Genomic DNA, 24,368 nt, shown 5'->3' on the forward strand with positions numbered 1-24,368 from the left:
GTAGAAAATGCGTATCTATACAAAAACAGGTGATACCGGGGAAACGAGTATTATAGGAGGGAGAGTATCAAAGGATGATATTCGAGTAGAAGCCTATGGAACGGTCGATGAGTTGAATTCTGTTGTCGGGCTAATTGTTACGCAATTAACAGGGGAACAATTTGCTGATATTAAGGAAGATTTAGAGAAAATCCAGCATGAGTTATTTGATTGTGGAGGGGATTTAGCCAGTATTTCGACGCGAAGACAACTAAAGTTAACAGAATCTGCTATCACTTATTTAGAGGAAAGAATTGATAAGTTTATGGAGGAGACACCCGATTTGGAGCGCTTTATTTTGCCTGGAGGAACAGAAGCGGCAGCTATTGTTCATATTGCACGAACGGTGACAAGAAGAGCGGAACGCTTAGTCGTGACATTGGTGAGGACAACGGAGGACATTCCAGAATTGCCCTTAAAATACTTAAATAGACTTTCCGATTACTTTTTTGCACTGGCGAGGGTAATAAATTTCCGAAGCAATGTGGCAGATATCGAGTATATTCGAAGCGCAAAAGTATTTCGGACAAGTAAAAAGGGTGAGCGAAATGAACGCGAAGAAAATTAATGTCCTTGCTATTTTTATTGCTATATCAGTTATTGGGGCTTTTATAAAAATACCAAGTTTTATTGGAAGTGTTGCCCTTGATAGTTTTCCAAGTCTTATTACTGGAGCACTTTTAGGCGGGCTAGCTGGAGGGATAGTTGCAGCCCTCGGTCACCTTGTTTCTGCATATTTAGGCGGGCTGCCACTAGGCATGCTCCATCTGTTTATCGCAGTAGAAATGTTTCTGCTTGTTTTTACTTTTTCAAAAATCTATCAAACTGGAAATAGCATAATCTCCATATTGTTCTTTGTGTTAGGAAATGGTGTAATACTTCCACTTCCTTTTTTATATCTAATGGGAAAGGGCTTTTACATTTCGATGGTTCCAGTACTGCTGATAGGAGCTGTATTGAACGGCATTATTGCCCAGTTGTTAATGCCAAGGCTTACAGCTTTTCTTAAAGAGTGGAGAGTGGTTAAGCAGTGAGAGATGTACAAGTCGTATCGTGGAATCAGAAAGAAGAGCTCGTTATTAGTGCAGATAATAGTGGAGGAATTGGGCAGAAAGAAGATGATCAAGTTTCCGTCCCTTATGATATTGTTTCCTATTTTTCCTTTCGTGTAGCGGTTATGGAATGTATGGCAGCGGGAGGAGTGCCGTTCTCGGTAATCCTGCAGAATTTTTGTGGAGACGATGCTTGGGATATTCTTTTGGCAGGCATATATAAGGGAATAGAGGAGCTTGAATTAGAGAGGGAAATTGGAATAACGGGAAGCACAGAAAGTAATTTTTCCTTCCGTCAATCAGCAATAGGACTCACAGTTCTTGGAAAAAGACCAGCAGATTTAAAAGATACCACTATTATAAATGGAAAAATGGCTATAATAGGCAGTCCTCTTGTTGGAGAAGAAGTGATTCTACAACAAGAAAAAGTGGTTCCCTTAGCAGTATTTTCCCGATTGACAAAAGTGGATAAATGTCGAATCCAGCCTGTTGGATCAAAGGGGATTCTTTATGAATTGGGGCAGTTAAAGGGAGATTTGGTTCAAGAGGAAGAAGTCCAATGCTCTGTGGATCTATTAAAATCCGCCGGTCCAGCTACATGCTTTATTGTTGAATATGCAAAGGAAGTAGAGGCAGAAATAAAAAGACTAACGAGTGGTTTTTTTCTGGAAGTGCAAGTTTCTTCGAGATAAGAGAAAAGTACAAAGTGGCTTTTTCTTTCTTTAGGAGAAATTTAAATAAATAAGCTTCCATTTTGCCCTTTTTTCATATCGTATTAAGAGTTAAAATGGAAAAGGATTAATAGGTGCTATTACAGGAATATGTGTTTTCGATTAAATTATTATTTGACTTACATGTTTTATTTTTAAAGGTATGGTTCTAGTGGTAGAATAAACAAGTGCATTGATTAAATGGAGGTATACTCATAATGAAAAAGAAACTGGGATTATTATATGGCGGTAAATCAGCTGAACATAAAGTTAGCATGCAAACAGCAATGGCTGTAATTAAAGCATTAGATACAGATAAATATGATATTCACCCAATTTACATATCAGAGAGCGGTGAATGGGTTCGTGGTCCTCAATTAATGGGACCAGTTGAAAATGTAAAAGAGCTTGCGTTTAACACACAGGAACAAATCGGCTCGAATGCCCTTTCTACTACTCTCTTTCAAGCAAATGACGAAGCTTCCTTAGATGTTATTTTTCCACTGCTTCATGGGCCAAATGGAGAAGATGGAACAGTACAAGGATTGTTAGAACTCCTTAACCTTCCTTATGTTGGGAATGGAGTTCTAGCCTCTTCAGCTGGAATGGATAAAGTAATTATGAAAAACATCTTCGAAGTAGCTGGATTAAATCAAGTAAAATACAATTCTTTTATCCGCAGTGACTGGCAAAGTGATAAGGATGCAGCCTATGAACGTGTAGAAAAAGAATTGGGTTTTCCTTGTTTTGTTAAGCCTGCTAATCTTGGTTCAAGTGTAGGGATTAGTAAATGTACAACAAGAGAAGAACTAGAAACAGCCTTCATCGAAGCATTTCAATTTGACCGCAAGATTATTGTAGAAGAGGGCTTAACAGCAAGAGAAATTGAAGTAGGTGTGCTAGGAAACGACCATCCTGAAGTTTCTGTAGCTGGTGAGATTGTTCCGAAAAAAGATTTCTATGATTATAAAGCAAAGTATGAAGATGGAAATACAGCTTTAATTATTCCTGCAGACGTGACAGAAATAGAGTATGCAGCGATTAAAGAAGATGCTATTAAAGCATTTAAAGCACTTGATTGTTCTGGCCTAGTCCGTGCAGATTTCTTCCTGACAAAAGAAGGAAAAGTTTATATTAACGAAGTGAATACAATGCCTGGATTTACACCATTCAGTATGTTCCCGTTATTATGGAAACACACAGGTTTAGAATATGATGCACTGATCAATAAATTAGTGGATCTAGCTGTGGAAAGACACACTGAAAAGCAAAATATTAAATATACGATTTAAAAAGAAGAACATAAAAGGAGAGGTGAGAAAAATGCCTCTTCTTTTGTTCCATCCAATGAAAGTTTTTTAGTAGAGAAGGGCAGTAGTCTCCGCTCATTTTTAAAGGAGGTTTTATTTTGATTAAGCGTACATATGCAGAAATTGCTTCAATGTCAAGCAGTACTCATTTCTTTGAGCAATATAATGAGGTGCTTATTAGCGGGGTAACCATTGATTCGAGAAAAATAGAAGCAGGGCAATTATTCATTCCTTTTAAAGGAGAAAGAACGGATGGACATCAATATGTTGCAGATGCAATTAAACAAGGTGCTGCTGCGGCTTTTTGGCAAAAGGATGTCCCTAATCCGCCAGAGAATCTCCCTCTTATCTTTGTGGACAATTCGCTGACAGCGATTCAAATGCTTGCTAAAAGCTATCTACAACAATTAAAGGTTAAAGTTGTGGGGATAACAGGAAGTAACGGAAAAACATCTACAAAGGATATGACAACAAGTCTTCTTTCTTTAAAATATAAAGTGCAAAAAACAGAAGGCAATTATAATAATCATCTTGGTCTTCCTTTAACTGTACTTGGTTTAGAGGAGGATACAGATATTGCTGTGCTCGAAATGGGCATGAGCAGTCGTGGGGAAATCGACTTTTTGAGCCGATTAGCAGAACCAGATATTGCTGTAATTACGAATATCGGGGAGTCTCATATGCAAGATCTAGGATCAAGAGAAGGGATTGCAGAGGCGAAGTTAGAAATCTTAAATGGATTGAAGGAGAAAGGACGATTTGTTTACTTTGGAGATGAACCCCTTCTTTCAACCCGTGTAAAAGATAGGAAGCTGGATATGAAAACTTTTGGTATGGATCCTGCTAATGATTTATATCCCCATGAAATAAAGGCACTTGAAAATGGCAGTGTTTTTCATATTAATAAAGCTACTGAACCATTTGAATTGCCGGTTTTAGGAAATCACAATATTTTAAATGCGTTGGCAGCAATGCTAGTGGCAGAGTTTTTTGAAATTCCTTATGAAGAGATGAATAAAGGTCTTCAATCGCTGAAACTTACAAATATGCGCATGGAGTTAGTCGAAGGGAAGTTAGGTGTGAAAGTTATTAATGATGCATACAATGCCAGTCCTACTTCTATGCTTGCAGCTATTGATGTCTTAAAGAAACTGCCAGGATATAAGCAAAAAATTGCCGTTCTTGGCGATATGTTAGAGTTGGGAGATCAAGAAGAAGCTTTTCATTATGAGATGGGAGAGCATTTAGAAGGAGTCGATTACGTTTTAACATATGGAAAGCTGGGTAATTTCATTGCAGAAGGAGCAAAAACAGTTCTTCCTGAAGATCATGTTTTTTCTTTCCAAGGAAAAGAGCCATTAATAGAAACTTTACTGCCTTTTCTAAATAAAGAAACAGTAATTTTAGTCAAAGCTTCTAGAGGAATGAAGCTAGAGGAAATCGTTAAGGCAATACAATAATAGAAGGAGGCCAGCCTATTTGAAAAACGAAAAACGTTTTCCTTGTAGGTTCGGCTTTTTTTAGAGTGGATAGTTAAGAAATGTATATAAAAAATGAATTACTCTTATAGTGTAAAATATCTCTAAAAGGAGGGGGAGTAAATGACAGCGTGTTTATGTATACATGGATTTACAGGTTCTCCAATGGAGGTAGAACCACTAGCTGAATATATTCAGAACTATACCAATTGGGAGTGTATGGTTCCAACTCTTCCAGGGCATGGCGATCAATTAAGCTTAAAAGGGATTATATATAATGAGTGGATCCAATATGCGGAAGAAGCGTTAAAGGATTTATTAAAAAGACACGACACAGTATATGTTGTCGGTTTTTCCATGGGTGGATTAATAGCAAGCTATTTAGCAGCAAAGTATCCGATTAAGAAATTAATTCTCTTAAGTGCAGCTGCTTATTATGTAAACTTGGTTCAGCTTCAAAAGGATATAAGAATAATTTGTGCTGATTTTTTTCGAGGGCGAATTAAAGATAATGAGCAATTTATCCGCTATATGAACAAAATTAAAAGTACTCCGTTAGCCGCTGCCATTCAGTTCAGGAAGCTTGTGCAATGTGTAAAACCATTGTTAGCCAACATTCAAGTGCCAACATTGATTGCCCAAGGGGAGAAGGATGGAATTGTCCCGTTGAAGAGTGCAGCCTATTTGTATAATACAATTCGGGCAGAAAATAAGAAGATATTATATGTGGAGGAATCCAAGCACTTAATTTGTCATTGTGAAAAAAGAGAATCATTATTTCAAGAAATAATAACATTCCTCAAGGCGCCCTCATAAGTTAAAAGTATCCATGTTCAATCGTATAGAAGGAAGGTCGATTGGAGACAGTAAAGAAAGGAAGGTTTGTCTATTTTCGGCCTTTAGCTTTAGACTAAAAGAAGAGTGGAATTAAAAGATAATCTTATATCAACTCTATAAAATGACGTAATAGGCCGCCTTTTTAGCATAAAGCGTTTACATTGTAAAAATGGTAAAAACACGCATAAAACCTAGATTTTCAGCTGCCCAATTTATTGCAAAGCTTATATCTTAATGATAATATTATTTTAAAAAGTAGGGTGACAAACTTAACATTTGGGGCATAATGTTAGAGAAGAAAAATCCTCTTTTTAAACGATAAATTAGTCAAATAGAGAGAAATGAATGGAAGAAGAATTCCGAGAAAATGAATTTTTTGTCTAGGAAGGGAATAACCATTGTTCTTTGTATTTGGCTAACTTTTCTAAATTAGCTGATTTGGTTTTAAGCTCCGTGAAAAGATCATGTTTTTTCGAGCGTGAATTTTGAAGATTCTCATTTAGGAGAAACAGACTAATCATTAATTGGTAACAGAGCTATTATAAAAATAAATAGAAGTCATTTGAAATTTCCTCCTATTTATAACTAAGTTAAATAGTATCTCATAACTAATAAGACTTAAATATTTTGCATATACCCTCATCATTCTCCTGATAAAGGTTGTAAGGCTATTGAAACCAACAATAACTTTCATCATTTATATATAACGAGCATCATTTCTATTTAATTGTATGGGGAAGGCATAATGTGATGAATACGATATGCCATTTTAATATGTTTCATTTAGATAAATGAGGTACATACGAATGGTTGGCATGATGGATTTATTCCATCTGTTTATGGATATTTTTTAATGACTAGAAGGAGATTGGATATATTGGTAAAGTTTCAAGATTTAGGTATTAGTCCTGCTACAATGAAAGCATTAAAAAGAATGGGGTTTGAGGAAGCGACGCCTATTCAGGCAGAAACGATTCCATTGAGCCTTCAAAATAAAGACTTAATTGGTCAAGCACAAACAGGAACAGGGAAAACAGCTGCTTTTGGAGTGCCTTTAGTTGATAAAATTGATGTAGCGAATGAAGTAATTCAAGGAATTATTATTGCTCCGACAAGAGAGCTAGCTATTCAGGTTTCAGAAGAATTATACAAAATTGGATATGGAAAGCGCACAAGAGTATTATCTATTTTTGGCGGACAGGATATAAATCGCCAAATCCGTGCATTGAAGAAAAACCCGCATATTATTGTTGGGACACCTGGACGTATATTAGATCATATTAATCGTAAAACACTTCGATTAGATAATGTTCAAACAGTTATTTTAGACGAAGCAGATGAAATGCTAAATATGGGATTCATTGATGATATTGAAGCAATCCTTTCAAAAATTCCAACAGAAAGACAAACATTATTATTCTCTGCTACAATGCCAGGACCGATTAGAAAAATGGCAGAGCGCTTTATGAAAGATCCAGAAGTAGTTAAAGTGAAAGCAAAAGAAATGACTGTGCCGTTGATTGAACAGTATTATATCGAAACACAAGAGAAAACGAAATTTGATATATTAACAAGATTATTGGATATTCAATCTCCAGAACTAGCTATTATATTCGGTCGCACGAAACGTCGTGTTGATGAGCTGTCTGAAGCATTAAATCTACGTGGCTATACAGCAGAAGGGATTCATGGAGATTTAAGCCAAGCGAAACGTATGTCTGTTCTTCGTAAGTTTAAAGAAGGAACGATTGATGTACTAGTGGCAACAGATGTAGCTGCACGTGGACTTGATATTTCCGGTGTAACACATGTTTATAACTTTGATATCCCTCAAGATCCAGAAAGCTATGTACACCGTATCGGACGTACTGGCCGTGCAGGAAAAGAAGGGGTAGCTATTACGTTTATTACGTATCGTGAAAGATCTTATCTGCAAGTTGTGGAAAAAACAACGAAGCGAAAAATGGAAAAGATGATTCCTCCAACAGTCGACCAAGCAATAGAAGGACAGCAAAAAGCTGTTATGGAAAAAATATCACAAATTATTGAGGAAAATAACTTAGAATCTTATCGAAATACTGCGGATGAATTATTGGAACAAAAAGATGCTTCTACCGTTGTAGCTGCAGTTCTAAAAATGCTTACAAAAGAACCAGATACAACTCCTGTTAAATTAACAGAAGAAAAGCCATTGCCAATGAAACGTGACCGCAGACCGTATGATAAAAATAATGACCGTGGTGGACGTAAAAACTACAACCCACGTCAACGTCAAGGCTATGGCGGCAACAAACGTCAAGGTCAATCAGGCAATAGCTACAATAAATCAAAGTCTTACCGTTAAGCTTTGTATCAGAAACCTCCATGAAGAAAACTTCGTGGAGGTTTTTTATTTGGGGATAAGCGTAGCGAGATAGAAAAATATGAAACCACATTATCATATTTTCGTATATAGTTAAGAGATACAGACAAAATTCAGAAAATAGGAGGAATGTAATTGATAACAATACCTCAAAATAGATTATCGAAAAAGGGGATCACTGTTTGGCGCTTAACAGGAATTATATCTTCGCTCATTATGATGGTTATTGGTGGTGGGTTAATTACGTTTGCTATTCTTTTTGATTGGCACATACTTATAAGTATAGGAACAGTTATTTATCTTCTTTTTCATATAGCTCTTACAATTGGCATTATGCCGCCTTTAAAGTGGAAAAGATGGAGATATGAAGTAAGAGGAGATGAAATTGAAATACAGCAAGGAGTTATTGTAATAAAGCGAACGCTTATTCCAATGATTAGAGTACAGCATGTTGACATGAAGCAAGGACCTTTATTAAGAAAGTATGAGCTTGCCACAGTGTCGATTTCTACAGCAGCAACCGTACACGAAATCCCTGTGCTTCAAGTGGATGAAGCAGAAGAAATTAGACAGTATATTTCTAGTAAAGCAAAGGTGGCGGAAGAAGATGTTTAAGCAAAACAGACTTCATCCTGTTTCCATTATTTACGTTATTTTGAAGCGGTTAAGAGAGTTTATCTTTCCGTTTATTGGAATTATTGTGCTTGGAGGTAAGCCCACTGACTGGAGTTTATATACGATTCTAGGAGCGTCCCTCTTACTTTTGATTATTCTCATTAGCGGATTTTTGTCATGGTACTTTTTCACCTTTTATGTGGTAGGAAATGAATTGCGAATGGAGTATGGTGTATTTATAAAAAAGAAACGGTACATTCCCTTTGAACGTATTCAAAGTATCGATTTTACAGAGGGAATCTTTCACCGTCCATTTAGTTTAGTAAAAGTGAAAATTGAAACAGCAGGTGGTGCTGAAGCTGAAGGAGAGCTTACTGCTATTTCTAAAAAGGTTGCTCAAGAATTAAAAAGATATATTATTCAAAAAAAGAATGAGCAGATTGAAACGGACGAAATGATAGAAGAAGTAGAACCTGCTCAACAAGAAATCTACCGGATTACATCAAAAAAATTAGTGATTTTGGCGTCAACTTCGGGTGGCGTAGGTGTGATTATCTCCGCAATTTTTGCTTTCATTTCACAATTTGATGATTTAATTCCGTATAAGGAAATCTACAAACATGTTCAACAAGTCATTACAAGCGGTGTAGCGTTAGTTTCTATCGTTGTCTTTGTTTTATTTGTATTGTTATGGATTTTATCTTGGTTCATTACCATATTAAAATATGCGAATTTTACATTATCGAAGACGAAAGATGATTTGATTATTACACGTGGTCTAATCGAGAAAAAGCAGATTACTATTCCGCTGAAAAGGATTCAAGCAATTAAAATAACAGAAGCAATGCTTAGACAGCCGTTTCAATTAGTAGGTGTATCTGTTATTAGCGCTGGTGGATCTTTTGATGATATAGAAGCTTCTGATGTAGTTGCTGTTCCGTTATTAAAGAAGAAGGAATTACCACTTTTATTAAAAGAAATGGTACCTGAGTATGAATGGAATGAGGAGTTGCATTCGCCGCCAAAACGATCAATTTGGAGGTATATTATTAAAAATAGTTGGATAGCATTACCAGTTATTATCGCTTTGATTTACTTTTTTCATGAATGGGGAGCGTTATCGTTGTTGCTATTACTTGTTTTACCATTATGGGGCTACTGGAATTATCGTTCAGCTGGATACCGTATTTCAGGTAAGCAGTTAACACTATCCTTCCGCCAATTTAATAAAACGACTTTCCTGATGAGACGAAATCGAATTCAAGCCCTTTACTATACAGAGGGATGGTGGCAGCGAAAAGGGGAGCTTGCTTCTGTACAGGGGGTTGTTCTTTCTGGTGCTGGAGGAGCCACTGGGGTAGTTACAGACCTGACCAAAGAAGACGTAGAAAAGGTATATGAATGGTATTCGCTAAGTTAAGTGAGTGTCGGATAAAGCTAAATAGCCCAACAAGTTCTAATTTATTCGGTATGAAAATTATATCACTCTTCCATTTTAAAGTTATTAATTCAAAAGAATAAACTTGTATATAGATTTAACACAATCACTTCCTTGAGATAGCTTAAAAAAGGTTGGGGAAAAAGTATTCTAACCAAATATAACTCTGATTAAGAAAGCGTATAACCTAAAAAATTCGGATTATTGTTTTGGGTTTTTATTTCATTTAAGAAAGAATGTGTGGTCATTACCCGCAGACTGAATACACTTCACTTTCCATGGGTGGGGCGAGAGCCGAGCCGCTTCGTCGTTTCGCTCCTGCAAGGTCTCGGACTTTCTTGCAGCTCCCATAGGAATTTACGTGTATTCAGTCTGCTCCGTTTTATTTTCTTATGAAATTAATGATGGAACGAATTGGTTTGGATATTAAATTAGAGATTGTTTGCCTTTATCCTTTATCTATTTTATTTCTTCACAACCTCACCCTGTTTTTGCGAGAGACTTGGACAAAGTAAAATATATAATAGTTATTATTGACTAACAAATCCTATAATAGCAAGACCGAAGATGATAATCCAAATGATAATTGATTTTGCTTCAGGCTTTTTTGTGCGGCGGAGCTGTTGTCGTAAATAGTACCATTCTTCTTTATAACTGGAAAAAATCTTCTTTCCCTTTGATTCCGATAAACTTCCGACGATGACCCCTGTTAGAAATCCGAAAATATGGGCAACAATATTTATATTTGGCTGTAAAAAGGTCATAATTAAGCTAAGAACAGCAATGGTCGTAATAATTTGGGCGTTGCTTTGAGAAATAATGTCTTTTCGAAATACAACTAGACTAATATAATAGCCGAATAGACCAAATATTGCTCCACTAGAACCTAAGTGAACATAGGTAAGTGGTTCGATAAGAAGAGTGATAATATTTGCTGCGATACCAGTGACTAAGTAAATAAGAAGAAACTTGAATTTACCAAGTATTCTTTCGAGAGCAGGTCCGAATAAGAAAATGCTAAAGCTGTTAAATAGAAGATGGGCAAACCCTCCATGGATGAAAATGGGAGTGATTAAGCGCCACCATTCTCCTTCTACTATATAAAGGTTAACACCCATCATGGTTTCTAATAAATATTTATTTGGAAAGATAGGGAGATTGGTTAATAAATATAGAATTAGATGAATAAGTAAGATCATGGAAACGACAGGATAATACGTAATATACTCTTTAAAGCTTTCTCTTCTGGTAAACAACAGTATTTAATACCTCCTAAATAAAGCTTCTTTCTACAATAATAGCCAAAGAATAGGAAAAGATACAATATATTATGCTCACTAGCAATAGAATAGAAGGAGTTGTCTTATGATTAGCGGAACGGGAATTGATATAACAGAAATAGAAAGAATCGAATCTTTACTCCAAAGTAAGCCGAAGTTTGCAAAGCGCATTCTAACGGATAAAGAAATGGAAAAGTTTCAGCAGCTATCTGGCCATCGTAAATGTGAGTTTTTAGCAGGACGATTTGCAGCAAAAGAAGCATTTTCAAAAGCGCTAGGCACAGGGATTGGAGCGAACTTAAGCTTTTTGGATATTGAAATAGGATATGAGGAAAAGGGGAAGCCATGTATTTTAAAGCCATTTTCAAAAGGAGTCCATTTATCTATAACTCATAGCAAACACTATGCCTTTGCACAAGTTATTATTGAGGAATAAGGAAAGCGAGAGGGATTTCATCGTTTTCCTTATTCTTTTGTTTGGGAGGGGTAAATGACTACTTCAATGAAGCGGGTCCGATTCTGTTTAGGCAAAGAGAAATAAACAGAAGAAATATCAACCAAAAGACTTATGATTTCAAGTAGCATATTCCCGAAGGTTGTCTCATATATTCATAGAGAAATAGGAGAGACAAGTATGGTTTCGCGGTTTCTAATAGGTAATTCCAAGAGAGAAGGAAGAGGAGTTTCTATTAGAAATACTGTTTGCTTATTTTTCTCTCTTTCGACGTGAAATGAGAATAGGGGAGTTGAAAAAATGAACAAGAAGATTTGGTTGCTATTTGTAGGGCTAACGGTCATGCTTTTGTTAACTGCCTGCGGAACAAAATCGAAAGAAGATGTTCTGACTGATTTAAAAGAAAAGGTCGAGACAAAAGGGTATAAAGCAGACGCCGAAATGACTCTCAAAATGGGAACAGAACCACAGACTTATGAAGTGGAAGTGTGGCATAAAGACCCAAGCTTTTATCGAGTGAATTTAAAGAATTCAGCAAAAAATCAAAGCCAAATGATTTTGAAAAATGAAGAAGGCGTCTATGTATTAACGCCAGCTTTAAACAAATCCTTTAAGTTTCAAAGTGAGTGGCCGGAAAATAGTAGTCAAGCTTATCTCTATGAGTCTTTAGTGAAAGATATTGAAGAAGATAAAGAAGTGAAATTTTCTGCTACAGATAAGCACTACGTTTTTGAAACAAAAACTCGCTATCAGAATAATAAAATGCTTCCAACTCAAGAGATTGCCTTCAGCAAGAAGGATCTTTCTCCTGTCAGTGTAAAAGTAAAGGATGTAGAGGGCGTAGCGTTGGTCACGGTGAAGTTTTCTAATGTGAAGTTTGATGTTTCCTTTGATAAAAAAGATTTTGATTTACAAAAGAGTATGACTGCGGCTAAGATGGTTATTCCAGTTATGGGAGAAATCGAAGACAAAGACTTTGCCGTGAAATATCCGGAAGAACCATTAGAAGGAGTCAGCTTGGTAGAAGAGAAAAAAATGGCTTCTGAAAACGGTAATCGTGTAATCCTCACTTATGATGGAGAAAAATCTTATACGATTATTCAAGAAAAAGCAGTAGTAGCACCAGCTACAGCAGGACCAATCGTTAGTAAGGGAGATCCAGTGGATTTAGGATTTACCATTGGTGAAGTTACAGATTCTAAAGTATCATGGACGTTTGAAGGCGTCGATTATACGATTGCATCAAGTGACTTAACTCGTGATGAATTAGTTACTGTTGCACGCTCCGTACAAGGAGAGGCAATAAAATAAGTAATACTCAGGCAGCCTTCAACAGGGGGCTGTTTTTTTATGTGGAATAATTACTTGTTACGCTAAACTTATAAGGATAGAATTGACAAGCTGATCAATCAGTAGAATAATTTAAGGAATAAGTTTGTTATTAAAAAGGACGTGTGAGGATTTGAATCAAGAAGATAACTTTTATCGTGATACATGGGTGGAGATTGATCTTGATGCTATTGCATATAATGTTGGTGAATTAAGAAAAAAATTACATCCTGAAAATAAGTTAATAGCAGTAGTAAAGGCAAATGGATATGGGCATGGGGCTCTGCAAGTTGCCAGAACTGCTTTACGGTCTGGTGCGAATTACTTGGCTGTAGCCTTTTTAGATGAAGCAATCAGTTTAAGAAAGCAAGGAATAACAGCACCGATTCTTGTGCTTGGCGCAAGTAGACCGAAGGATGTTATGACAGCAATAAAATATAAAGTAACTTTAACTGTTTATTATAAAGATTGGTTAGAAGAAGCGGTTCAATTTTTAAATAAGGAGGCTTCATTAACGATTCATTTAAAGTTAGATACAGGTATGGGGAGAATTGGGGTTAGAAATGAGCAGGAGATTCAATCGATAGAAGAATTGCTGGTAAAACACCCCAATATTGTAGTGGAGGGGATTTTTACTCATTTTGCAACAGCGGATGAAAAAAATTCTTCTTACTTTGAAAGCCAAATTCAACGCTTTAAGGAACTACTATCTTCTTTTACAAAGCTGCCCGCAATTATTCACTGCAGTAATAGTGCGGCAAGTCTTTTGCATCCTGATTTGCAATATAATGCTGTGCGTTTGGGGATTTCTATGTATGGATTAACACCTTCTCTTGAAATTGAACCTGATTTACCTTATCCATTACAAGAAGCTTTTTCCTTAAGGACAAAATTAGTCCAAGTGAAAAAGTTAAACAAGGGCGATAAAGTGAGCTATGGAGCTACTTATGAGGCAAAAGAAGAGGAATGGATAGGGACTTTACCAATTGGTTATGCAGACGGATGGTTACGTAAACTGCAAGGACAAGAGGTTCTGGTCGAAGGAATAAGAGCGCCGATTGTAGGGAGAATTTGTATGGATCAATGTATGATAAGGCTGCCGTTTTATTTAGAGCCAGGAACAGAAATAACGCTAATTGGGAAGCAAAGGGATGCAGAAATCTCTGTGAATGAAATTGCTGCTAAACTAGAAACGATTAATTATGAAATCACATGTATGATTTCTACAAGAGTTCCGCGGGTTTTTAAACAATATGGAAATGTCACAGAAACAGTAAATTTCTTAATCTAGAGGAAGAATAAAGCAATGGTGGTTTCGACTGCTTGCTGCCAGATGAATATTTTAAACTCAAGATCAAATAAAAGTAATGGATAAGGAAATGACTGAATACATTAATTATGGTCACAGATACCATTTGAAGATCTATTTATATGAAAAATATGGAAGAATAGCTATTATTTTTGTGAATAATTTTCGTTTTTCTATTCTTTCATGCATAAAAGGGATAATTTTTGGCGGATAATACAGTAGAATTGCTGAATGGACTTTGCAGAAACACTTATTAGTGGTATGATTAAAAAAAGCAGAGCTAAAAATGGTGTGTAGTGATGGTGGAGGTGTATGTTTGTGTCTGAATCTAGCACAACGACAGAGATCATGATAAAATTACCAAAGCATTTGTTAACTGAATTGGACGGCTTCGTTAAGCAAGAAAATGTTAATCGTAGTGAATTTATTTATCAAGCAACGAAAATGTATCTTCGCGAACGGAAAAAGAGACATATCCGCGAATCGATGAGACGAGGATATATGGAAATGGCTAAATTAAATTTATCCATTGCATCAGAAAGCTTTCTCGCAGAATACGAGGCAGAGCATACAGTAGAACGTCTTGTAAGCGGAGGGTAATCCTTTGATTGTCAAACGTGGTGACGTTTATTTTGCAGACCTATCCCCAGTTGTTGGTTCAGAGCAAGGCGGCGTCCGTCCTGTACTTGTCATTCAAAACGACATCGGGAATCGGTTCAGTCCCACAGTCATTATTGCAGCAATTACAGCTCAGATTCAAAAGGCTAAATTGCCGACTCATGTGGAAATTGATGCGAAGCGATATGGTTTTGAAAGAGATTCGGTAATTCTTTTAGAACAAATTCGTACGATAGATAAACAGAGGCTAACGGACAAAATTACTCATCTTGATGAGGAAATGATGGAAAAAGTCGATGAAGCTCTACAAATTAGTTTAGGTCTCATTGAATTTTAAGTATAATGCGCTCATTGCAGCGCTTTTTTTTATAACCCTAACTACAACCTTTCTGTATGTAAAAAAAGCTCGTATGTTAAACTAGAAAGAACCTCCTTATTTATTTTGGAGGTTTTTTCTAGTTTGAAAGGAAATAGTGGAGCAATTTTTTTACTGTATAACAAAAAATTTTTATAATAGGTTTGAAGGATAAGGAAAATGGGAATATAGAAAAGTCATCACCTATCTTTAGTAGAAGGATGAATAAATTTTCAAGTGGAGAATATGCCCAAAAATACCGCTTGTTTTTCAATATACCCATTTTTGAAAATAGAAAGTCTCTGTTAATATGATAAAATGAAGGAAGTAACTCAGGAAATATGGAGCAATTAAATTGGTGATTACGGATGGATAAATTTTTTATAATCTTTATGTTTACCAAGGGAAGCTCTTGCTTTATTTTAGTTTTTCTTCCATCTAAATAGAGGATCCCTAACGCGGGATGGATAAGTGTGTAAAAAATATATTAAAAGAAAGTTGGTTGGTTTTGGGTGAATAGAGTAAGAATACCAATATTAAAACTTTATGACTACTTACTAGTATCCATTCAATGGGAATTAGATGACCAAACAGCCCTTCAGTTTCAGGAGGATTTATTAAATAAAATCCATGAGACCAGTGCGAACGGGGTAGTCATTGATTTAACTTCTATTGATTTTATAGACTCATTTATTGCAAAAGTATTAGGTGATGTTATCGGTATGTCGAAGCTAATGGGGGCTAAGGTGGTACTGACAGGGATTCAACCTGCTGTTGCCATCACCTTAGTAGAGCTAGGTATCAGTTTAAACGATGTTTTAACTGCCTTAGATCTAGAAAAAGGTTTGGAGAAATTACAACAGGAATTGGAGGACTGACCTATGGGAGACCAATCCTGTGTAAAAATTATAAATGAATGGGATATTGTTGCCGCTCGACAATTAGGCAGAAACCTCGCCAAAGAGCTCGGCTTCGGTACCGTTGATCAAGCCCGGATAACCACAGCAATTAGTGAATTAGCAAGAAATATATATTTATATGCTGGTCAAGGACAGATTTGTATAGAAAAGCTTTTTGATAATGGGAAAGCTGGTTTAAAACTAATTGCGATGGATAGTGGTCCTGGAATTAAGGATATTAGACAAGTGATGCAAGATGGTTTTTCTACTTCTGGCGGGTTAGGAGCCGGATTGCCAGGTGTGAAACGTTTGATGGATGAGTTTGATATTAAAACCTCTATTGGCGATGGAACAGAAATCCAGGCGGTGAAGTGGCTAAGATAGGGGGGGAGATAATGGATTTCCGTGAAATGATGGAATCTAAATATCGAGATCTTCTTGTGAACTATATTAAAGATGAATCTGAACAAGCTCTTTATCAAGGGCAAAAGTTTAGTAGGAAATCAATTGAACAAAAAATATCACCAGAAGATATAATCAGTTTACATAAATCTATTCTGATGGATTTATATCCAGATATACCTGGATATGTAACAAAATCCTTTGATATCCTTTTAGAGGTTATGATAGGCTATGGATTTGCTTATAGAGAACATCAAAGCTTGCGTCATGTTCAGCAAGAGTTAAGAAGCGAAATGGAAATAGCAGCAAATGTACAGCAAACTTTATTAAGCACAGATATTCCAAAGGTCGATGGATTAGATATTGGGGCAATAAGTGTGCCGGCTAAAATGATGAATGGCGATTATTATCACTTTGTTCATGATGATGATCAGATTATTAACATTGCCATTGCAGATGTGATAGGGAAGGGTATTCCTGCTGCTATGTGTATGTCGATGATTAAGTATGCGATGGACAGTCTTCCGGAAAATAGGAATAAACCAAGCAATGTTTTAGAAAATTTAAATAGGGTCGTTGAACAAAATGTAGATCCTAGTATGTTTATTACCATGTTTTACGGAGCATATGATGTGCTTTCACATGTATTTCATTATGCCTCAGCTGGTCATGAGCCTGGCTTATATTATCAAGCGGAAACGAAACAGTTTAGTGAGCTGAAGACTAAGGGATTATTGCTGGGTGTTGATAAAAGGACGAAATATCAGCAGTTTGAAAAGCAAATTTATCCAGGAGACATGATTGTTTTAATGTCAGATGGGGTAACCGAGTGTAGAACAAAGGAAGGCTTTATTGAAAAAGAAACGCTTCTTGGATACATAAGGAAACATATGCATTTAGATGCACAGAATATTGTAGAAAATGTCTTTAAGGAATTAGAAAAAATTCAAGATTTTCAATTACGTGATGATTTTACTTTAATTATTTTTAAAAGAGAAGTTTAATGGTACCTCTAATGGGGTATATGACAATATCGTAATAATGTGAAGGTGGGTCGGGATGAATATCATAATAGATGTAAAAGAAAAAGAATTGGATGTAGAAGTTAAGGTTTCTGGTGAAATTGATGCGTATACTGCTCCGAAATTAAGGGAGCGGATTTATTCCTTTTCTGAAAAAGAAGGAATGAAAATGATAATTGATTTATCAGATGTAAATTATATGGATAGTACTGGTTTAGGTGTATTTGTAGGCATATTTAAGAATGTTCGAGCAAATAATGGTGAATTTAAGTTAGTAGGTCTATCAAGCCGCTTAATCAGACTGTTTGAAATAACTGGATTAGCAGACATTATAGACATAAATAGCAAGATAGAAGGTGGAATACAATGAGTCATTTTGAGTACATCGAAATGAAAATTCCTTCTAAACCGGAGTATGTTGGGATTATTCGCTTAACATTGTCTGGAATTGCAAGCAGAATGGGCTTTAGCTACGATGAAATTGAAGACTTAAAGATAGCTACAAGTGAAGCCTGTACAAACGCTGTGCAACATGCGTATAAAAATAAAGACGCAGGAGAAGTTTTAGTTGGATTTCGATTATATAATGATCGCTTGGAAGTCATTGTAGCTGATAATGGGAAAAGTTTTGACTTTCATTCCACTACAAAGGATTTGGGTCCGTATGAGCAGGATGAGTCGGTGGAATTTCTTCGTGAAGGAGGACTTGGCCTATACTTGATCGAAACATTAATGGATGAAGTCAAGATTCACCATAATAACGGGGTAACTGTTTTCATGACAAAATACCTCGAAGGAGAGCAGGTGGAGAGGGATGCAGAAACAATCTCAACCTAATCGCCATTTATCAAAAGAAGAAGTAAATGCTTTAATTAAAGATTTTCAAAGTACCCAAAATGAGAAGGCGCAAGAAGCGCTTGTTATAAATTATCGTGATTTAGTAGAAATGCTGGCACGAAAATATTCTAAAGGTAAAATGTTTCATGAGGATATTACACAGGTTGGAATCATTGGATTAATAGGTGCTATTCATCGCTATGATGAAAGCTTTGGAAAAAGTTTTGAAGCCTTTGCGGTTCCAACCATAATTGGAGAAATTAAACGGTTTTTAAGAGATAAAACTTGGAGTGTTCATGTACCCAGAAGAATAAAAGAGCTTGGTCCTAAAATAAAGAAGACGGTTGAGCAGCTTACTACCGATTTACAGCGTTCTCCAAAGGTGGATGAAATCGCCGATTATTTAGATGTCTCCGAAGAAGAAGTATTAGAAGCAATGGAAATGGGAAGAAGTTATCAAGCATTGTCTGTTGATCATTCGATTGAAGCAGATTCGGAAGGTGGAACTGTTACACTTCTAGATATTGTCGGAGATGTAGATCAAGGCTTTGAAAAAGTAAATCAAAAGTTAGTTCTTGAAAAAGTACTGCATGTACTAACAGAGAGAGAAAAGAGTATTATTCAATATACATACTTGGATAATCTTAGTCAGAAGGAAGCTGGAGAGAAGCTTGGCATTTCTCAGATGCATGTTTCTAGGCTTCAGAGAAGAGCCATCAAAAAGCTACAAGAAGCAATTCAGGCGGAGACCAGTAATTCGGAGTTTATCTTATGAATGAGTTGAAAGACAATAATGTTCATGTGCTTTCCTACCAGACTAGCAAGAAAGGGAAAACCCTTTGTGGAGATAGTTTTTTTTATACATCAACGGATGAATACTTTATTTGTGTATTAGCGGATGGACTTGGTAGTGGTGAATATGCAAACGAGGCATCCGTTGCAGTTACGGAGATAATTAAAGAAAACCATGCCAAATCTGTAGATGAATTAATGGAACTATCCAATAATGTTCTTGTAAAGAAAAGAGGGGCTGCTGTTTGTGTTTTTAAAATAAACTATGCTTCTAAGACAATTGTATACAGTTGTGTAGGCAACATACGATTCTTTCTTTATTCTCCTTCAGGTGAACTGACGTATCCACTCCCGGTAACGGGGTATTTGTCAGGAAGACCACAACATTATCATACACAACGTTTTACTTTTGAAAACCATGCTAAATTTCTTGTTTTTTCCGATGGATTTAATATTCAAGGAATTAAAAATTTGCTAAAAGGCTATTTACCTATTAGGTCCATAGCAAATGATATTATTGGGAAATATAATAACTCTAACGATGATTCTACTTTTATACTAGGAAGCTTACTTTGAAAAGTAAGCTTTTTTTTGTTCGAAATGGAAGTTCGCTCATTTAATCGTATCCTTTGCTACGATATTGAACACCTATAAGCTAGTAAAATAAAAAGAGAAAGGAAGGGATGTAATTTCCTTTATGTTGATAATATGTTTTCCAAGAACCTTTTGCTAAAATAGAGATAGATCAAAATAAAAGGTATTACTTTCGTATAGAAAGATAATAGGAATAATAATTTACGTGATGTTCGACGAATCTAGAAAGGATATGGTGTTATGGAGAAGGTTTTGGAACAGGAAAAAGGACAGAACTATTTAGCGATTATAGCAAAAGAACAGAGTGTATCAATTAAACAAGTGAAAAGTGTTATTACATTAATAGAAGATGGAAATACCGTTCCTTTTATTGCTAGATATAGAAAAGAACAAACAGGGGCACTAGATGAGGTGCAAATAAAAGATATCATTGATCGGTATACATACATTCAAAACTTAGCACAACGAAAAGAGGAAGTTATTCGTTTAATTGAGGAACAGGGGAAGCTCACAGAAGAGCTGCATAACAATATTATAAAGGCAATTAAGCTGCAAGAAGTAGAGGATTTATATCGTCCGTATAAACAAAAGCGTCGAACAAAAGCAACGATTGCTAAAGAAAAAGGGTTGGAGCCTTTTGCAGAATGGTTAGTTAGTAAAGAAAAGAAAAATTCTTTAGAAGAAGAAGCAGATAAATATATCTCGGAGGAAAAAGAAGTTTTATCCATTGAGGATGCAATAAATGGAGCGAAAGATATACTGGCAGAACAGATATCAGATGATGCAGAGAGCAGAAAATGGATAAGAAGTAAGACAATGCTTACTGGGAAAATTCAGTCAACCGCTAAAAAGGTAGAGAAGGACGAAAAAAATATTTATGAAATGTACTATGAATATGAAGAACCAATAAATAAAATTGTCCCTCATCGAACTTTAGCATTAAATAGAGGAGAAAAAGAAGATGTTTTAAAAGTAGCCATCGTTGCTCCGATAGAAGTAATTACGGAATACTTAGAGAAAAAGTGGTTAACAAATGCCCGATCCCCTGAAGGCTTAATCATAAAAGAAGCTATTGAGGATGGCTATAAACGTCTTATTCAACCATCCATCGAAAGGGAAATAAGAAATGAGTTAACCGAGAAAGCGGAAGAACAGGCGATACACATTTTCTCAGAAAATCTTCGGAATCTATTATTACAGCCACCTCTAAAAGGGAAAATGGTTCTTGGAGTAGATCCAGCATATCGGACAGGCTGTAAATTAGCGGTAGTAGATGAAACAGGGAAAGTATTAGAAATAGGGGTTATCTATCCTCATCCGCCTGTATCTAAAACAGTAGAAGCGAAAGCAAAGTTCCAAGAAATCTTAGATCGATATGATATTGAAATGGTTGCAGTTGGTAATGGTACTGCTTCAAGAGAAACGGAACAATTTGTAGCAGATATGCTAAAAAAGCAAAATAAAGAAATCTATTATTTAATAGTAAATGAAGCGGGAGCGAGTGTATACTCTGCTTCAGAAATTGCTAGAGAAGAGTTTCCGGATTTCCAAGTAGAAGAAAGAAGTGCTGTATCGATAGCGAGAAGACTGCAAGATCCGCTTGCTGAATTGGTTAAAATTGACCCGAAATCCGTTGGAGTTGGTCAATATCAACATGATGTATCTCAAAAAAAATTAGCAGAATCATTGCACTTTGTAGTAGAAACAGCAGTTAACCAAGTTGGTGTTAATGTAAATACAGCATCTTCTTCTCTGTTACAATATGTTGCGGGTCTTTCCAAAGCGGTTGCTAATAATATCGTAAAGAAACGAGAAGAAGAAGGGAAATTCATAAGTCGCAAACAATTAAAGAAGATACCGCGCCTAGGTGCAAAAACATATGAACAGGCAATTGGTTTCCTACGTGTATTGGATGGAGAGGAGCCTTTAGATAGAACGGGCATACATCCAGAGCATTACGATGAAGTAAAAAAACTCTTATCTACATTAGGATTTAAAACAAAAGATATTGGTACTACAGCTTTAAGGGAAGCATTAACAAAGGTTAATCTGAAGGAAAGTGCACAGGAACTTAATATAGGGGAATTAACGCTAAAGGATATTATTGAGGCATTAGTTCGTCCATCCCGAGATCCACGTGACGATTTAGCTGCACCATTATTAAGAAAAGATGTATTGAAACTAGAGGATCTGCAAACGGGCATGGAGCTACAAGGAACTGTTCGAAATGTAGTTGATTTTGGGGCATTTATAGATATTGGTGTAAAGCAAGATGGCTTGGTTCATATTTCGAAGCTGAGCAATAAGTTTGTAAAGCATCCCCTTGATATAGTAGGTGTGGGAGATGTTGTTACTGTTTGGGTAGACAGCGTCGACCATAATAAAGGAAGAGTAGCACTAACAATGCTAAAACCAAAAGAAGAAAAATAATAATAAAAAGAAGCCTGCGTTGATGGAAGAGATAACGCAGGTATTCTTAGTTTATGAAAAGAAAATGAGTTCATTTTATAATGAAAAGTTAATTAGCAGCATTTTTACGGCGATAGTAATACCAACATTGATTCAACAGCTTTACTTGATAGCTATTTTTTTCATAGAAAGCTTTTTTGATTTGGTTTTGTAACCAATTAGGCATTATATCCACTCCTTATTTTTTTGATTTGGCTAGGCTGAAATAGAAAATTTACTTTAGCTTTTCATGCCGATAACTAAAAAAGGTAGAAAATTGCCTAGTTTAAGGTGGGAATATAGAATTTTTTATTTAACTTGATTACATGATTGTGTACGTTTTAGTAAGTTATAAAACTATTGTATGCTATAATAGTTTGTCTTGTTGAGGAGGAATGAGCGGTACGATGACAAATGAGGAATTACAAAAGTTAGTGGAGGATATATCGTGGGATTACTTTAAAAGAAACTTTGAGCATAAAGCAATCTTTAATCCACGATTAAGAACCACTGGTGGAAGATATTTGTTAAGCACTCATAATATTGAAATCAATAAAACATATTATGATCTGATGGGTTTAAATGAATTAGTAGGGATTATAAAACATGAATTATGTCATTATCATCTTCATTTATTAAACAAAGGATATCAGCACAAGGATGCTGATTTTAAGTCTCTTCTAAAAATGGTAGGTGGCCCAAGATATTGTTCACCTTTACCAGTTGGAAATAAGAAAGGTAACTCAAAGCGAATACTTATTTATTCTTGTGTTTCTTGTAAACAGCAATATACGAGAAGAAAAAGAATGGATATAAAAAAGTATGTTTGTGGGAAATGTAAGGGAAGATTAAAATTAGAAGAAGTGATTCAGATAGATAAGTAATTATAGATGGATGGATTTTGTTTTAAAAAAAGTTTCAAAAGGTGCTTGACTTATTATTTATATGTCCTTATAATGTAAAGAGTCGACAAGAGAGCAGTCATTATAATGCTGCTAGTAATTGTTTCGTTTGACAACAAATACGTCGATAGAAATTATTCCGCAGTAGCTCAGTGGTAGAGCATTCGGCTGTTAACCGAACGGTCGTAGGTTCGAGTCCTACCTGCGGAGCCATTTTTTTGGGGAAGTACTCAAGAGGCTGAAGAGGCGCCCCTGCTAAGGGTGTAGGTCGCGTAAGCGGCGCGAGGGTTCAAATCCCTCCTTCTCCGCCAGAAAGCGATTTGGTATTATGGCCCGTTGGTCAAGCGGTTAAGACACCGCCCTTTCACGGCGGTAACACGGGTTCGAATCCCGTACGGGTCATTTGTTATTTTATAAAAAGTTTGGTCCGGTAGTTCAGTTGGTTAGAATGCCTGCCTGTCACGCAGGAGGTCGCGGGTTCGAGTCCCGTCCGGACCGCCATTTATATTTAATATTGGGCTATAGCCAAGCGGTAAGGCAACGGACTTTGACTCCGTCATTCGTTGGTTCGAATCCAGCTAGCCCAGCCAAGAGCCATTAGCTCAGTCGGTAGAGCATCTGACTTTTAATCAGAGGGTCGGAGGTTCGAATCCTCCATGGCTCACCATTATATATTAGAACAAGCGGGTGTGGCGGAATTGGCAGACGCACTAGACTTAGGATCTAGCGCCGCAAGGCGTGGGGGTTCGACTCCCTTCACCCGCACCATCTAATTAATGAACGAAACAGATTTATGAATGTACAATGGATCATCTCTTATAGTGCGGTCGTGGCGGAATGGCAGACGCGCTAGGTTGAGGGCCTAGTGGGGGTTAACCCCGTGGAGGTTCAAGTCCTCTCGGCCGCATCAAAAAAAGTGTTGACAGCCGATAAAAAATATTGTATGATTATAAAGTCGCTTTCGGAAATATGCGCCCGTAGCTCAATTGGATAGAGCGTCTGACTACGGATCAGAAGGTTATGGGTTCGACTCCTTTCGGGCGCGCCATATTCGGGAAGTAGCTCAGCTTGGTAGAGCACTTGGTTTGGGACCAAGGGGTCGCAGGTTCGAATCCTGTCTTCCCGACCATGAATGTTCGTCAAGTAAAAAAAGAATATCACTCTTATTATGCGGGTGTAGTTTAATGGTAAAACCTCAGCCTTCCAAGCTGATGTCGTGGGTTCGATTCCCATCACCCGCTCCATTTTATTTTATTGCTCTTTGAAAACTGAACAAACAAACGTCA

At 36.4% G+C, this 24,368-nt stretch carries 25 protein-coding genes and 11 tRNA genes; 34 read left to right on the forward strand and 2 right to left on the reverse strand.

Annotated features, from left to right (window positions below; genetic code table 11):
• The first annotated feature begins 7 nt into the window (after positions 1 to 7).
• The 9 genes from C2I06_RS20970 to C2I06_RS21010 all read left to right on the forward strand — a co-directional run bounded on the left by C2I06_RS20970 (position 8) and on the right by C2I06_RS21010 (position 9,823).
• On the forward strand, positions 8 to 607 hold the full coding sequence (locus C2I06_RS20970; protein ID WP_095331033.1) for a cob(I)yrinic acid a,c-diamide adenosyltransferase: 600 nt from the start codon (positions 8 to 10) through the stop codon (positions 605 to 607).
• Positions 588 to 1,073 carry an ECF transporter S component gene (locus C2I06_RS20975; protein WP_095331031.1) on the forward strand — a complete coding sequence of 162 codons (486 nt, stop codon included), beginning with the start codon at positions 588 to 590 and terminating at the stop codon, positions 1,071 to 1,073. The genes C2I06_RS20970 and C2I06_RS20975 overlap by 20 nt, the downstream gene beginning before the upstream one ends.
• Positions 1,070 to 1,783 (forward strand): ATP-binding protein, encoded by a 714-nt coding sequence (locus C2I06_RS20980; RefSeq protein ID WP_123258788.1) that lies wholly within the window; start codon positions 1,070 to 1,072, stop codon positions 1,781 to 1,783. The genes C2I06_RS20975 and C2I06_RS20980 overlap by 4 nt, the downstream gene beginning before the upstream one ends.
• Positions 1,784 to 2,019: 236 nt before the next feature.
• Positions 2,020 to 3,093 (forward strand): D-alanine--D-alanine ligase, encoded by a 1,074-nt coding sequence (locus C2I06_RS20985; protein ID WP_095331027.1) that lies wholly within the window; start codon positions 2,020 to 2,022, stop codon positions 3,091 to 3,093.
• Between the two features lie 116 nt (positions 3,094 to 3,209).
• Positions 3,210 to 4,571, forward strand: a complete 1,362-nt coding sequence (locus C2I06_RS20990) for a UDP-N-acetylmuramoyl-tripeptide--D-alanyl-D-alanine ligase (RefSeq protein WP_275068562.1) — start codon at positions 3,210 to 3,212, stop codon at positions 4,569 to 4,571.
• Positions 4,572 to 4,712: 141 nt separating this feature from the next.
• Positions 4,713 to 5,405, forward strand: a complete 693-nt coding sequence (locus C2I06_RS20995; protein WP_123258789.1) for an alpha/beta hydrolase — start codon at positions 4,713 to 4,715, stop codon at positions 5,403 to 5,405.
• Positions 5,406 to 6,303: 898 nt separating this feature from the next.
• The gene (cshA, locus tag C2I06_RS21000; protein ID WP_095331023.1) at positions 6,304 to 7,770 is read left to right on the forward strand and encodes a degradosome RNA helicase CshA; all 1,467 of its coding nucleotides are present in this window, start codon (positions 6,304 to 6,306) and stop codon (positions 7,768 to 7,770) included.
• A 153-nt stretch (positions 7,771 to 7,923) separates the two neighbouring features.
• The gene (locus C2I06_RS21005) at positions 7,924 to 8,403 is read left to right on the forward strand and encodes a PH domain-containing protein (protein WP_095331021.1); all 480 of its coding nucleotides are present in this window, start codon (positions 7,924 to 7,926) and stop codon (positions 8,401 to 8,403) included.
• Complete coding sequence (locus C2I06_RS21010; protein ID WP_164463748.1) at positions 8,396 to 9,823, forward strand: PH domain-containing protein; 1,428 nt, start codon at positions 8,396 to 8,398, stop codon at positions 9,821 to 9,823. The genes C2I06_RS21005 and C2I06_RS21010 overlap by 8 nt, the downstream gene beginning before the upstream one ends.
• A 548-nt stretch (positions 9,824 to 10,371) precedes the next feature.
• On the opposite strand, the gene C2I06_RS21015 is transcribed toward C2I06_RS21010, so the two are convergent.
• Positions 10,372 to 11,097, reverse strand: a complete 726-nt coding sequence (locus C2I06_RS21015; protein WP_095331017.1) for a rhomboid family intramembrane serine protease — start codon at positions 11,095 to 11,097, stop codon at positions 10,372 to 10,374.
• A gap of 109 nt (positions 11,098 to 11,206) precedes the next feature.
• Between C2I06_RS21015 and acpS the strand changes: the two genes are divergently transcribed.
• The 13 genes from acpS to C2I06_RS21080 all read left to right on the forward strand — a co-directional run bounded on the left by acpS (position 11,207) and on the right by C2I06_RS21080 (position 22,162).
• Positions 11,207 to 11,557, forward strand: coding sequence for a holo-ACP synthase (gene acpS, locus C2I06_RS21020; RefSeq protein ID WP_095331015.1), 351 nt, complete (start codon positions 11,207 to 11,209; stop codon positions 11,555 to 11,557).
• Between the two features lie 318 nt (positions 11,558 to 11,875).
• Positions 11,876 to 12,886, forward strand: coding sequence for a LolA family protein (locus tag C2I06_RS21025; RefSeq protein ID WP_095331013.1), 1,011 nt, complete (start codon positions 11,876 to 11,878; stop codon positions 12,884 to 12,886).
• Between the two features lie 151 nt (positions 12,887 to 13,037).
• The gene (alr, locus tag C2I06_RS21030; RefSeq protein WP_095331011.1) at positions 13,038 to 14,195 is read left to right on the forward strand and encodes an alanine racemase; all 1,158 of its coding nucleotides are present in this window, start codon (positions 13,038 to 13,040) and stop codon (positions 14,193 to 14,195) included.
• A gap of 336 nt (positions 14,196 to 14,531) precedes the next feature.
• On the forward strand, positions 14,532 to 14,813 hold the full coding sequence (locus C2I06_RS21035) for a CopG family ribbon-helix-helix protein (protein WP_047944180.1): 282 nt from the start codon (positions 14,532 to 14,534) through the stop codon (positions 14,811 to 14,813).
• Between the two features lie 4 nt (positions 14,814 to 14,817).
• Positions 14,818 to 15,168 (forward strand): type II toxin-antitoxin system endoribonuclease NdoA, encoded by a 351-nt coding sequence (ndoA, locus tag C2I06_RS21040; protein WP_016201246.1) that lies wholly within the window; start codon positions 14,818 to 14,820, stop codon positions 15,166 to 15,168.
• A gap of 530 nt (positions 15,169 to 15,698) precedes the next feature.
• Positions 15,699 to 16,064, forward strand: coding sequence for an STAS domain-containing protein (locus C2I06_RS21045; protein ID WP_047944178.1), 366 nt, complete (start codon positions 15,699 to 15,701; stop codon positions 16,062 to 16,064).
• A 3-nt stretch (positions 16,065 to 16,067) separates the two neighbouring features.
• Positions 16,068 to 16,469, forward strand: a complete 402-nt coding sequence (locus tag C2I06_RS21050; RefSeq protein ID WP_047944177.1) for an anti-sigma regulatory factor — start codon at positions 16,068 to 16,070, stop codon at positions 16,467 to 16,469.
• An 11-nt stretch (positions 16,470 to 16,480) separates the two neighbouring features.
• On the forward strand, positions 16,481 to 17,491 hold the full coding sequence (locus C2I06_RS21055; RefSeq protein WP_047944176.1) for a PP2C family protein-serine/threonine phosphatase: 1,011 nt from the start codon (positions 16,481 to 16,483) through the stop codon (positions 17,489 to 17,491).
• A gap of 55 nt (positions 17,492 to 17,546) precedes the next feature.
• Positions 17,547 to 17,879: an anti-sigma factor antagonist gene (locus tag C2I06_RS21060; protein ID WP_095331009.1), complete on the forward strand. Its 333-nt coding sequence runs from the start codon at positions 17,547 to 17,549 to the stop codon at positions 17,877 to 17,879.
• Positions 17,876 to 18,346, forward strand: a complete 471-nt coding sequence (gene rsbW, locus C2I06_RS21065) for an anti-sigma B factor RsbW (protein WP_047944173.1) — start codon at positions 17,876 to 17,878, stop codon at positions 18,344 to 18,346. Before C2I06_RS21060 ends, rsbW begins: the two co-directional genes overlap by 4 nt.
• Positions 18,324 to 19,121, forward strand: a complete 798-nt coding sequence (gene sigB, locus C2I06_RS21070; protein WP_047944172.1) for an RNA polymerase sigma factor SigB — start codon at positions 18,324 to 18,326, stop codon at positions 19,119 to 19,121. The genes rsbW and sigB overlap by 23 nt, the downstream gene beginning before the upstream one ends.
• The gene (locus C2I06_RS21075; protein ID WP_095331007.1) at positions 19,118 to 19,714 is read left to right on the forward strand and encodes a PP2C family serine/threonine-protein phosphatase; all 597 of its coding nucleotides are present in this window, start codon (positions 19,118 to 19,120) and stop codon (positions 19,712 to 19,714) included. Before sigB ends, C2I06_RS21075 begins: the two co-directional genes overlap by 4 nt.
• A gap of 258 nt (positions 19,715 to 19,972) precedes the next feature.
• Positions 19,973 to 22,162, forward strand: a complete 2,190-nt coding sequence (locus C2I06_RS21080) for a Tex family protein (RefSeq protein ID WP_095331005.1) — start codon at positions 19,973 to 19,975, stop codon at positions 22,160 to 22,162.
• A gap of 88 nt (positions 22,163 to 22,250) precedes the next feature.
• Here the strand turns inward: C2I06_RS21080 and cmpA are convergent, their stop codons facing one another.
• Complete coding sequence (cmpA, locus tag C2I06_RS21085; RefSeq protein ID WP_095331003.1) at positions 22,251 to 22,367, reverse strand: cortex morphogenetic protein CmpA; 117 nt, start codon at positions 22,365 to 22,367, stop codon at positions 22,251 to 22,253.
• Between the two features lie 220 nt (positions 22,368 to 22,587).
• Between cmpA and C2I06_RS21090 the strand changes: the two genes are divergently transcribed.
• The 12 genes from C2I06_RS21090 to C2I06_RS21145 all read left to right on the forward strand — a co-directional run bounded on the left by C2I06_RS21090 (position 22,588) and on the right by C2I06_RS21145 (position 24,326).
• Positions 22,588 to 23,064 (forward strand): SprT family protein, encoded by a 477-nt coding sequence (locus C2I06_RS21090; RefSeq protein WP_095331001.1) that lies wholly within the window; start codon positions 22,588 to 22,590, stop codon positions 23,062 to 23,064.
• A gap of 156 nt (positions 23,065 to 23,220) precedes the next feature.
• Positions 23,221 to 23,295: transfer RNA gene (locus C2I06_RS21095), tRNA-Asn, on the forward strand.
• A gap of 7 nt (positions 23,296 to 23,302) precedes the next feature.
• A tRNA-Ser gene (locus C2I06_RS21100) sits at positions 23,303 to 23,393 on the forward strand.
• Between the two features lie 19 nt (positions 23,394 to 23,412).
• Positions 23,413 to 23,484: transfer RNA gene (locus C2I06_RS21105), tRNA-Glu, on the forward strand.
• A gap of 22 nt (positions 23,485 to 23,506) precedes the next feature.
• Positions 23,507 to 23,583, forward strand: a tRNA-Asp gene (locus C2I06_RS21110).
• A 14-nt stretch (positions 23,584 to 23,597) separates the two neighbouring features.
• Positions 23,598 to 23,672: transfer RNA gene (locus tag C2I06_RS21115), tRNA-Gln, on the forward strand.
• A 1-nt stretch (position 23,673) separates the two neighbouring features.
• A tRNA-Lys gene (locus C2I06_RS21120) sits at positions 23,674 to 23,749 on the forward strand.
• A 16-nt stretch (positions 23,750 to 23,765) separates the two neighbouring features.
• A tRNA-Leu gene (locus tag C2I06_RS21125) sits at positions 23,766 to 23,850 on the forward strand.
• A 55-nt stretch (positions 23,851 to 23,905) separates the two neighbouring features.
• Positions 23,906 to 23,989: transfer RNA gene (locus C2I06_RS21130), tRNA-Leu, on the forward strand.
• 64 nt (positions 23,990 to 24,053) lie between these two features.
• A tRNA-Arg gene (locus C2I06_RS21135) sits at positions 24,054 to 24,130 on the forward strand.
• A gap of 4 nt (positions 24,131 to 24,134) precedes the next feature.
• A tRNA-Pro gene (locus C2I06_RS21140) sits at positions 24,135 to 24,211 on the forward strand.
• 41 nt (positions 24,212 to 24,252) lie between these two features.
• Positions 24,253 to 24,326, forward strand: a tRNA-Gly gene (locus tag C2I06_RS21145).
• Positions 24,327 to 24,368 lie beyond the last annotated feature (42 nt).

Origin of the sequence: Niallia circulans (assembly GCF_003726095.1) — a bacterium.
GTDB classification, from domain to species: domain Bacteria; phylum Bacillota; class Bacilli; order Bacillales; family Cytobacillaceae; genus Niallia; species Niallia circulans_A.